Source organism: Algoriphagus marincola DSM 16067, from assembly GCF_000429405.1.
Taxonomy (GTDB): Bacteria; Bacteroidota; Bacteroidia; order Cytophagales; family Cyclobacteriaceae; genus Algoriphagus; species Algoriphagus marincola.
This window is the reverse complement of record NZ_AUBU01000002.1, coordinates 561,461-571,549: the sequence shown is the minus strand read 5'-3', so window position 1 is coordinate 571,549 and position 10,089 is coordinate 561,461. Positions and strand designations below refer to the sequence as shown.

At 41.4% G+C, this 10,089-nt stretch carries 7 protein-coding genes and 1 tRNA gene; 2 read left to right on the top strand and 6 right to left on the bottom strand.

Going from position 1 to position 10,089, the window contains the following annotated elements; translation table 11 throughout:
* Positions 1 to 172: 172 nt before the first annotated feature.
* From G457_RS0105610 to G457_RS0105585, 6 genes are all read right to left on the bottom strand, one after another.
* Positions 173 to 1,192, bottom strand: coding sequence for a PorP/SprF family type IX secretion system membrane protein (locus G457_RS0105610; RefSeq protein ID WP_026945589.1), 1,020 nt, complete (start codon positions 1,190 to 1,192; stop codon positions 173 to 175).
* On the bottom strand, positions 1,189 to 3,516 hold the full coding sequence (locus G457_RS0105605) for a PKD domain-containing protein (RefSeq protein WP_026945588.1): 2,328 nt from the start codon (positions 3,514 to 3,516) through the stop codon (positions 1,189 to 1,191). The genes G457_RS0105610 and G457_RS0105605 overlap by 4 nt, the downstream gene beginning before the upstream one ends.
* 92 nt (positions 3,517 to 3,608) lie before the next feature.
* Positions 3,609 to 4,880 (bottom strand): adenylosuccinate synthase, encoded by a 1,272-nt coding sequence (locus tag G457_RS0105600; RefSeq protein WP_026945587.1) that lies wholly within the window; start codon positions 4,878 to 4,880, stop codon positions 3,609 to 3,611.
* 121 nt (positions 4,881 to 5,001) lie between these two features.
* Positions 5,002 to 5,343 (bottom strand): STAS domain-containing protein, encoded by a 342-nt coding sequence (locus tag G457_RS0105595; protein WP_024281579.1) that lies wholly within the window; start codon positions 5,341 to 5,343, stop codon positions 5,002 to 5,004.
* Positions 5,344 to 5,656: 313 nt separating this feature from the next.
* Positions 5,657 to 6,130 carry a Fur family transcriptional regulator gene (locus G457_RS0105590; RefSeq protein WP_026945586.1) on the bottom strand — a complete coding sequence of 158 codons (474 nt, stop codon included), beginning with the start codon at positions 6,128 to 6,130 and terminating at the stop codon, positions 5,657 to 5,659.
* Between the two features lie 51 nt (positions 6,131 to 6,181).
* On the bottom strand, positions 6,182 to 8,401 hold the full coding sequence (locus G457_RS0105585) for a RelA/SpoT family protein (protein ID WP_026945585.1): 2,220 nt from the start codon (positions 8,399 to 8,401) through the stop codon (positions 6,182 to 6,184).
* 150 nt (positions 8,402 to 8,551) lie between these two features.
* Here G457_RS0105585 and G457_RS0105580 point away from each other — a divergent pair.
* A tRNA-Leu gene (locus G457_RS0105580) sits at positions 8,552 to 8,633 on the top strand.
* A gap of 89 nt (positions 8,634 to 8,722) precedes the next feature.
* Positions 8,723 to 10,051, top strand: coding sequence for a trigger factor (tig, locus tag G457_RS0105575; protein ID WP_026945584.1), 1,329 nt, complete (start codon positions 8,723 to 8,725; stop codon positions 10,049 to 10,051).
* The last annotated feature ends 38 nt before the right edge of the window (positions 10,052 to 10,089 follow it).

Below are 10,089 nucleotides of genomic sequence, written 5' to 3'. Positions count from 1 at the left end.
CCCGCTTTTCAATTCCCCCCGCGCCTTCCGCGCTTTCGGGAGGACAAATATCGCAGGATTTTATTTCTTAACAAATCACAACCGCAACCTTTTTTTACTTTGTCAAGTAAGTGGTTGAGGATAAAGCAGGAATAGATCAAACTTTTTTTTACCCAAGCAAAAAATCTGAGGATTAAAATCGAAAACCCGGTGGGTTGGACATATTTCGCTTGGCTGGATTTGGGGAAAGCAGATAGCGAATCGATATCTCATGAGCTCCTCCAGTAGCAATTTGACCCAACTTTGAAATCAAAAAATCATAACTATATCCAATTTCAATTCCCGACTCAAGACTAATTCCAACCAAGGCTACAATGGACTCACTATTCGGAAGTTGATATTTTGTCGGAAGACCTCGATACCAAACACCAAGGATTAGCGGCTCGAAATAAAACTCTGTCCCTATGTCCAACTGAGAAAACGCACCCTGACTTTTATAATTAAATGCGAAAGCCAGACTACGTTCCTGATCCGTGTTGTTGAAAAAATCATTGATATCACCTGGAGCCAAATCAAATCGTATCCCACCATGGGCGTTAAACCTGATTGGTAGCGTATTACTCTCTACATCCAAATAACTGATGGGCGGTTCGAGCAAATGGAAAGCCGAAAAACCAAACCAATAACGCTCTCCATAAGCCAAAATACCCGCATGAGCATCAAAAGCCCGTAATCGACTATCCCCCTCAAATCCCTCTCCGGGAGCCCCGACAATTAGTCCCCGATCAATATCTAGCTGCGTTCCTAAAATGATATCATCAAAAAGAGCATCTCGGGAATAGAAACTACCCTGCATTCCAAATTGTATAAAGTCAGATTCGGATAGCCGCAAACGATATGAATAAACCAGCCCAGCCTCCATTACCTGACTTTGAAGGAAACTTTCTCTAGAACCAGTAAAGATCAATCCAAACCCGCTGTTAATTTCTTCTTTGAAAAAATCGGCGTAAGCAGTGTAGGAAATAAAGCTTTCGTCCAAACCGGGCCATTGATTCCTGAAGTTCGCTCCAAGGCGTGTTTGATCTGTGCTGCCTGCAAAGGCCGGATTCAAATACAAAGGATTTGCATAGAATTGTGAATACTGAACATCTTGGCCTTTTGCAAAAAAGCTAATGAAGATAAACGCAAGGAAAATCCAATCTCGATGTCTCATCTTATTAATCGGAATTTTCCTGTCTCAGTAATTGACTCTCCTTCTACCGTTTCAGCATTTATCCTAAAGATATAAAGGCCCGCATCCAAAAGCTTTCCCTCTAGGGTTCCATCCCAACCTGGCCCCTGCAATTCATCTGATCGGAAGAGCAACTCACCCCAACTATTAAAGATCATCAAATCGACAGCAACCAAGCCTTTGTACTTGGGAGTGAAAGTTTTGTTTTCATCCGCATTAGGTGTGAAGCCGGTGGGTGACATTATTCGGTAGCTTTTGGTAATCAAAACTGTCTTTTGGAAAGATTCTTGGCAACCATACTGGTCCGTAATTGTCAATACAACCTGAAACTCACCCTTTTTTCCAAAAACATGAATGGGATTCTGCTCCGTGGATGTACTTCCATCACCAAAGTCCCAAGACCATTCAACCGCTCTTTCATCAGCTAGCTCGGTAAAAGCAATCGGATCGTCAGCAAAAATACCCCCGCTCTCATCATCTCTGATATCCGTTCCCTCCACTACAAAGTCAAAATCTACGGTAAGGGGAATTAATTGGATAAATACCTCCACCTCTGTTGACTGACTATTGTAACATTCAAAACCCTTTGGTTTTGCAGTCAACTCGTAAATACCTCCTAACGGAACTTGCTCGATCTCTTCATTGAATAATTCTAGACCGTTTCCTGTCAGTCGATAATCATATTCATCTGGGTCATAATTCAACAAAAAATCAAAAACATTTACCGGCTCGTTAATTTCACATCCTATGACCGTCCCGGACATTTGCAAGGAAGGATATTCAGGGAAAAGCACTTGTACTTGATTAGACTTAGCAGGGCAATTCTTTCGATTATATGCCCAAATCTCATAAAGGCCAGGTTCAAAAACCTCCAAATTCGCAGCCGTCTCTCCTTCGAGCAAAGCTCCATCTTTGTACCATTCGTAGCGCTGATAGGCTTCATCTCCTTCGGAAACAAAAACGACACTTTCACCAGGACAAAGATTAAAAGACTCTTCAATTGGGCTTTCAACCCCTTCGGCAAAAATTCTGACCGGAGCTGGTGACTCCTGAATATTCAAAGTAATCTTATTTCCCGATGATGCTTTACCATAATTATCTGTGATCGTATAAAAGACTTCTACCTGTTGATCTCTTGTACCCGGATTGGGGAAAAAAGTATATGAGCCGGCCTCTCCTGCACGAATCGTCCCTTGCGGTAGTACCAAAACCTGATTTTCTTCTAGGCATTTTCCTTGATTGCACACATCAGAACTATTCTCCTGAATATCCTCCAGCTTTTCAAAAAACTGCAAACAACGAATCTGAGAATCCTGATTGGGAAGCACTACCTCTTCATCCGTAATGAAATACTGGTTTTCTTGACCTTCACAAGACGCCACATCTTCAAAGTCCACTCCTTGCGGATCAACAAGATCATCATCTGCTGATACTTCTACCACTAGATTTCTGATTTCATGGAAGTTGGTAAATCCACCTGTAGAAGCTGAAAATCCGATTTTCAATTCTTTTGGTGGTTGGAAAGCATAGGCTCGATCAAAAATCGCGACCATCCGGGGGTTATTTGTCTCTGTCGTGACCATCATGTCAACTTTAAATTGATAGCCAACACCTTGCTCTACAGGCTGTAAATCTATAAACACTTTCCGATACCCTACTTGATTGGGATCTGTGACCCGTTGTGTACCGGTTCCTCCTGAACTGATTTCAAAAGTTCTTTCCGGGCTTAAGCCTAAGTTGCCTGCGTCAAGTGTTCTTCTGCCTATAATGAAAGGATAACCTGACAATCCATTCCCAGGACCCCGCACCACGACTGTGTTTGGAACTAGTGCATCACCGACGCCGGGAAATCCTCCATTTTTTCCTTCAGCAGTATTTCCAAAGTTCCCAAACTCATCAAAGCCAATTCCCATATAGGCATTGGTAAGTCCAGGTTCATTGTTTCGTTGTGCATAGCCAAGGGACCCTCCAAATCCTCCTGGAGCAAAATTTTGAGTCGCAGCATCAAATAAAAAAACAGCTAGGCCATCTGCACGATTTGCAATATCTCCCCCGTAGCTAAAATATTCGAATTCAACCTTAATACCATAAACAGAAGGAAAAGGAACATCAATATAAACATAGCCTCGCTGATTCAGCTGATTGTTCGTAAGCCTTAAAACTCCATCGACCAAAACCGCATCACCGCCAAAAACTGTATTAGCTTGAGTAGAGCTCGTCTGAAAAGTCTCACAATAGGGGAAACCAAACTGCCCCTGAGCTTTAAGTGAAATTAAAAATAAAATAATGAATGCTATCCTTCTCAATCCTTCAACTTTCTGCTAAAATAAGAACCCCCTCGGTGAAAACTAAAAAAGCCCCGAAGTTTTCACCTCGAGGCCTTCATTTTTTTCTTAGATCAACGAAGAATCGTCTGCATTCTATCCGGCCCTACCGAAACTAATCGAATAGGAACCTGTAATTCTTTTTCCAAGTAAGACACATAGCCTTTCAGTTCGGCCGGAAAATCATCGTATGATCTCACCTCATCCAAGCCACAATTCCACCCAGGCAAAGTCTTGTAGATCGGTGTGGCCTCGATGTCTGAAATCTCGAAGGTCAATTTATCTACCACGCTACCATCCTTCAACTGATAATGGGTACAAACTTGGATTTCCTCAAAGATATTCAGCACGTCAGCTTTCATCATAAATAGCTGCGTAACGCCATTGATCATGATGGAGTATTTCAAGGCTGGAAGATCCAACCATCCACAGCGACGAGGCCTTCCAGTAGTGCTTCCAAATTCATTTCCCTCCTTACGCATAGCCTCTCCAGTATCATCAAAAAGCTCTGTAGGAAACGGTCCACTTCCTACGCGAGTGCAATAGGCTTTGAAAATACCGAAAACCTCACCAATCCGAGATGGAGCTACCCCCAAACCAGAACAAGCTCCTGCCGTCATGGTACTGCTACTAGTCACGAATGGATAGGAACCAAAATCTATATCAAGAAGCGAGCCTTGAGCTCCTTCTGCCAAAATTTTCTTGCCTCCTGAAAGCGCCTCATTAACCACATATTCACTGTCAATAAGATTCAGGCTTTTGACGAAAGCGATCGCCTCAAAAAAGCTTTTCTCCAATTCCTGCAATTCATCTAAAGGAAAATCATAGAAGGATAAAATAGTCCTATGTTTTTCGAGAAGCGTTTGGTATTTATCATTAAAATCGGGACTTAAAATATCCCCAATCCGAAGCGCAGATCGACCAATTTTATCTTGATAGGTTGGGCCGATTCCTTTAAGAGTAGACCCGATCTTTTTATCGCCCTTGGACTTCTCGTAGGCCGCATCTAATAATTTATGCGTGGGAACGATGATTGTTGCCTTTTTGGAGACAACCAGGTTTTTCATATAATCTATCGAAAACTTCCCAAGTCCTTCGATCTCTTTCTTTAGGATTACCGGGTCTAATACCACTCCATTTCCAATGATATTCAATATCTGCGAGCGGAAAATACCTGATGGAATCTGATGAAGAACGTGCTTGATCCCGTCAAACTCCAACGTATGCCCTGCATTGGGCCCACCTTGAAATCTAGCGACGATTTCATATTCAGGAGCCAAAACATCCACAATTTTACCTTTACCCTCATCTCCCCATTGGAGACCGAGCAATACATCCATCTTCATACTGATGCGGGGATTACTTTTCTATCAAAGATTTTTTAAAGGCCGAAATTTGCGATTCAAAGAATCAAAACCAAGTGAAACTTGGGAATAATCATCAAATCATTCAAAATTCCTTGTTAAACTAAAATGCAGCTCTAAAATCCTCAACCGAATCATAGACTGAAAAAATATTATTCAACTTAGTAATGATCAAAAGTTTTTTGACATGCTCTGAAGGCGCAGTCAGATAAACTTCTCCGCCGGCATTCCGCATTTTTGTTAGCATGGTTATCAGTAAGCCTATCCCTGACGAGCTGATGTAGCGCACCTCTTTGAGATTTACCACAAAAGTTTTAGCGCCTTCCTGTATCGCATCGGATACAATCTCTACGAGCTTAGGCCCCATCTCATCACCTATCAAATCTCCCTGAATGTGTAAATAATGAGCCTTATCGTCTTTTTCTGATTGATAGCTTAGTTTCATGTGTTTATAATTTGTCTTTAAGCGGTCACATAGCCTGTCCCGAGAATCGGGAGAATCGCGCAATTATAGTCATCCCTCTGTGCGACGGGTACGTCATGCCTGTCTGCCTCAGGCAGGCTCGATTTCATGTGTTTATAATTTGATTTTCAAGGCCACATGGAATTTCGCACAATTTACAATCATCCCAGTGAGTATCGCTCGCGTCATGCTCGATTTCATCTTTTTATTTTGGATAGTAATCGTTTAGAATATGAACCTCAAAAAAGAAAAGATCTCAAACTGTGTAAAAGAATGTTTGAGATCATCCTTGATTTCATGCTTCTGGACTTGGTCTATTTTCGCAATTCTCCTTAGTACAGTTACCATACAAAATTAATGAATGATGAAGCACCTTGAAGTTCAAGATATCTCCAACGGTATTTTGGATATTTTGGATGCGTGGATCGCAAAATTCCAGAACTTCATTGCAATCAATACAGATCAAATGATCGTGCTGCTTGTATCCGTAGGATTTTTCGAATTGCGCTAAATTCTTCCCAAACTGATGCTTGGTCACCAAATCACATTCAACCAGTAGATCTAAGGTATTATAAACCGTAGCCCGACTGACCCGATAATTTTTATTTTTCATGCTGATGTAGAGCCCTTCTACATCAAAATGACCGGACCGACTGTATATTTCCTCTAAAATCGCATATCGCTCGGGCGTTTTTCGAAGCTTTTGATTCTCCAGATAGGCCGTAAATATTCTCTTGACTTCCTCGAAATGTGCGGTATTCAAAGACATTTATTTATTTTTTTGTCAAATATAACCCATGAAGCGGAGAATTAATTCACTCTAATCAAATCGAGTTACCTTAATGATCCCTTCAACCTCTTTGAGATTTTTCACTAAGGTCTCCAAATGCTCCGTACTGTGAACGTAGAGCTTGATGGTACCCTCAAAAATCCCCGCATCTGAATCTACAGTAATAGATCGCATATTTACTTTCAATTCACTGGAAATAACTTTGGTTACATCATTAATCAATCCTACCCGATCTGTACCAACGATATGAAGCCCTGCCAAAAAGGCTATTTCTTTTTGGCTGGTCCACCTAGCTTTGATCACACGGTTTCCATGATTTGAAAGCAGCTCTAAGGCATTCGGACAGGATGTTCGGTGAATTTTGATTCCTTCATTTACCGTAACAAAGCCAAATACATCATCCCCGGGAATTGGATTGCAACACTTGGCCAAAATATAATCAACCACATCCATATCCTCCCCGATCAACAACTGGTCATGATCTGGTCCTTTAAGGCTCTTGATTTCCTTGGTGAAAGTTGATTCATCCCGAACTTTCTCCTGAATAGCTTTATGCTTTAACTTTTGATTTTCTCGGAAATCTTTGAAGGATTTGATCGTAGTTGGATCAATAATTCCCTTTCCAACCTTATAATAAAAGTCGTTGGCCGTCTTTAATTCAAAATAAGCGCGAAGTTTTTCCACTGTCTCGGAGCTAAACTCCATTTTCATTTGCTTCAGCTTTCGCTGCACAATCTCTCTTCCATCTACAATTGCAGATTTTTTCTCTTCTCGGAGTGCATCTTTAATTTTAGCTTTTGCTCGCGAGGTGACTACATGATTGAGCCAATCTTCGGAAGGCTTTTGCTTATTTGATGTAAGAATTTCGACCTGATCCCCATTTTTTAGTTTATGAGTGATCGGCACTAGCTTTTGGTTGACTTTTGCTCCGATACATCTGGCTCCCACCTCTGTGTGAATTTCAAATGCAAAGTCCAAAGCAGTAGAGCCAAAAGCCAGCACTTTCAAATCTCCCTTAGGGGTAAAAACAAAAACCTCTTCCTGGAAAAGATTCCCCCTGAAGTCATCCATAAACTCTATGGCATTCCCTTCATTGGATTCGAGCATGCTTCTCACTTGGGTAATCCATTCGTCCAAACCTGAGGTAGTCTTACCGGGTGCATCTTTTTCTTTGTATTTCCAATGAGCCGCATAACCTCGCTCAGCAATTTCATCCATTCTGCTAGTACGAATCTGCACTTCCACCCACTGACCGAGATTACTCATGACAGTTGTATGAAGGGATTCATATCCATTTGATCGAGGTGTAGAAATCCAATCTCGAAGACGGTCTGGATTTGGCCGGTAAAAATCTGTCACGATTGAATACACTTGCCAACAGTCGGCTTTTTCATTTTCCAACTCAGACTCCAAGATGATCCGCACTGCAAAAAGGTCGTATACCTCTTCGAAAGGTATATTTTGCTTTTTCATCTTGTTGTAGATAGAATAAACCGACTTAGGCCTTCCTTTGATGCTAAATTTGAATCCTTGCCGATTGAGCTCCTCCTCGATGGGCTGGATGAACTGCCGGATAAATTTATTTCGGTAGGACTTAGACTCATTGATTTTATGAACGATCGCCTTGTAGGTGGTGGTATCGGTAAATTTTAGATACAAATCCTCGAGTTCGGATTTGATCGCATAAAGCCCCAACCTATGTGCAAGCGGAGCGTAGAGATACATCGTCTCAGAGGCGATTTTCAATTGCTTGTGACGGGGCATGCTGCCCAGCGTACGCATATTGTTCAGACGATCCGCTATCTTGATCAAAATTACCCGGACGTCATCAGATAGCGTCAGGAGCATTTTTCGGAAATTCTCCGCCTGCTGAGAGCTCCCATATTCGAATACTCCTGCAATTTTGGTCAATCCATCGATAATGGTCATGACCTTATGACCAAATTCCCGCTCAATATCTTCTAGCTCCCAATAGGTATCTTCCACTACGTCGTGCAAAAGCGCAGCTACTATGGATGTTGTTCCCAAGCCAATCTCCTCCACACATACCAAGGCCACCTCCAATGGATGATAGATGTATGGCTCCCCTGATTTGCGGCGCATATCCTTGTGCGCCTCCAAAGACACATTAAAGGCCTTTTTGATGATTTTCGCATCTCCTGGCTTTAAGATTGGTTTGGCTTGTCGGAGGAGACGACGATACCTTTTTAGGATTTCTTTTCGCTCTTCTTCTATATCAACTTGGATCATGGACATATTAGAAATTTAACACAAAAATGGTAAGGATGATTTCTATTTCAGAATCTAAAATATTTTTTTCTCGGATGCTTGCAAATATTCAGGAAGTACCTACCTTTGCATCCACAATTGACAGCCGTACGAAAGTGATACGGTCGAAAAGCGGATGTGGCGAAATTGGTAGACGCACTAGACTTAGGATCTAGCGCCGCGAGGCATGGGGGTTCGAGTCCCTCCATCCGCACACAAATCGAACCCTCAATCACTCCCTGAAAACACTCAGGAAAGCGATTGGGGGTTTTTAGTTCGAAATCATCATAAATATTTTATACGTTGGAAATTACACTAGACAAGCATTCCGCAAATCAAGCCTCTATTAAAATTAAACTAACGGAGGCAGATTATCAACCCAAGGTAGACGCCAAGCTAAAAGACTACGCAAAAAAGGTCAGCATTAAGGGCTTTAGACCTGGCAAAGCGCCTGTTTCTATGGTAAAAAACATCTACGGAACTTCTATTCTAGTAGATGAGATCAACTCCATTCTTGGTGATTCACTAAACAACTACATCAAGGAGCAGTCCTTCAGAATTCTAGGAGATCCACTTCCTGTCGAAAAAGTTGAAGAACAAATCGACTGGAAAAAGCAGAAAGATTTTGATTTCGAATACAAAATTGGTTTTGTTGAAAACTTCGAACTTCCAATTGACGAAAGTCTAGAAGCTACCAAATATCAAATCCAAGTAGATGATAAGCTTGTGGACGAGACTATACAAAACCTTAAGTCTCAGTACGGCGAAAGTACTAACCCTGAATCCGTAGAAGCTGGCGATCATGTTTACGGTGATGTTAAAGCTAAAGAGGGTGATTTTGAGCATACCGTTTCTTTGGATCTATCTAAAATCACAAAAAAACTGGCTGAAAAATTCATCGGAAAAGGCAAGGAAGACCTAGTAGACTTCGATGCTAAGGATGTCAAGAAAGGTCAGTGGGAAGAAGCATTTGGATTGACAGAAGAAGATGCGAAGGATCTTTCAGGAGCGCTTTCTTTTTCCATTAAGAATGTAAACAGAAAGGCAGAAGCTGAAATGAATCAGGAATTTTTTGATAAAATCTTTGGTCCTGATCAAGTAAAAACCGAGGAGGAGTTTGTCGCCAAAGTAAAAGAGACCCTTCAGTCTAGCTATGATCGAGAATCTCAAGTTTTCACAGAGGAGGAATTGAAAAAGACCTTGGTGGAGAAAGCTAATCTTGACCTTCCAGAAGAATTCTTGAAGGAATGGTTGCTAAAAGCCAACGAAGGCAAAGTGACTGAGAAAGATGTGGAAAATGAATTCCCTGCTTATTCAAGACAGTTGATTTGGTCATTAATCTCGAATGAAATCGCCCGGGCAAACGACATCAAGGCTGAGCATGCAGATGTGATTGAGAAAACTAAGGAAATGATTCGTGAGCAATTTGCTTCATCTGGCCTTGGTTCATCTATGGAAGAGAGCATGGAAATGTTTGTTGACAATTACCTCCAAGGTAATGAAGGTCAAAACTATATGAATATGCTGACCTCAGCTCAGAATGATAAGGTTCTGGCTTATGTCCAAGAGAAAATAAAACTTGTCGAAAAGAACCTAAGCATCGATGACTTTAAGGAACTTTTGGAAAAGTAAATTGCTTTAAAGCTTAAAAAAGTCCTTATTTAAGGGCT

Excerpts from the sequence above, each read along its gene's own strand:
- G457_RS0105610 (WP_026945589.1), bottom strand. The coding sequence starts at position 1,192 with ATGAGACATCGAGATTGGATTTTCCTTGCGTTTATCTTCATTAGCTTT.
- G457_RS0105600 (WP_026945587.1), bottom strand. The coding sequence starts at position 4,880 with ATGAAGATGGATGTATTGCTCGGTCTCCAATGGGGAGATGAGGGTAAA.
- G457_RS0105595 (WP_024281579.1), bottom strand. The coding sequence starts at position 5,343 with ATGAAACTAAGCTATCAATCAGAAAAAGACGATAAGGCTCATTATTTA.
- G457_RS0105590 (WP_026945586.1), bottom strand. The coding sequence starts at position 6,130 with ATGTCTTTGAATACCGCACATTTCGAGGAAGTCAAGAGAATATTTACG.
- G457_RS0105585 (WP_026945585.1), bottom strand. The coding sequence starts at position 8,401 with ATGATCCAAGTTGATATAGAAGAAGAGCGAAAAGAAATCCTAAAAAGG.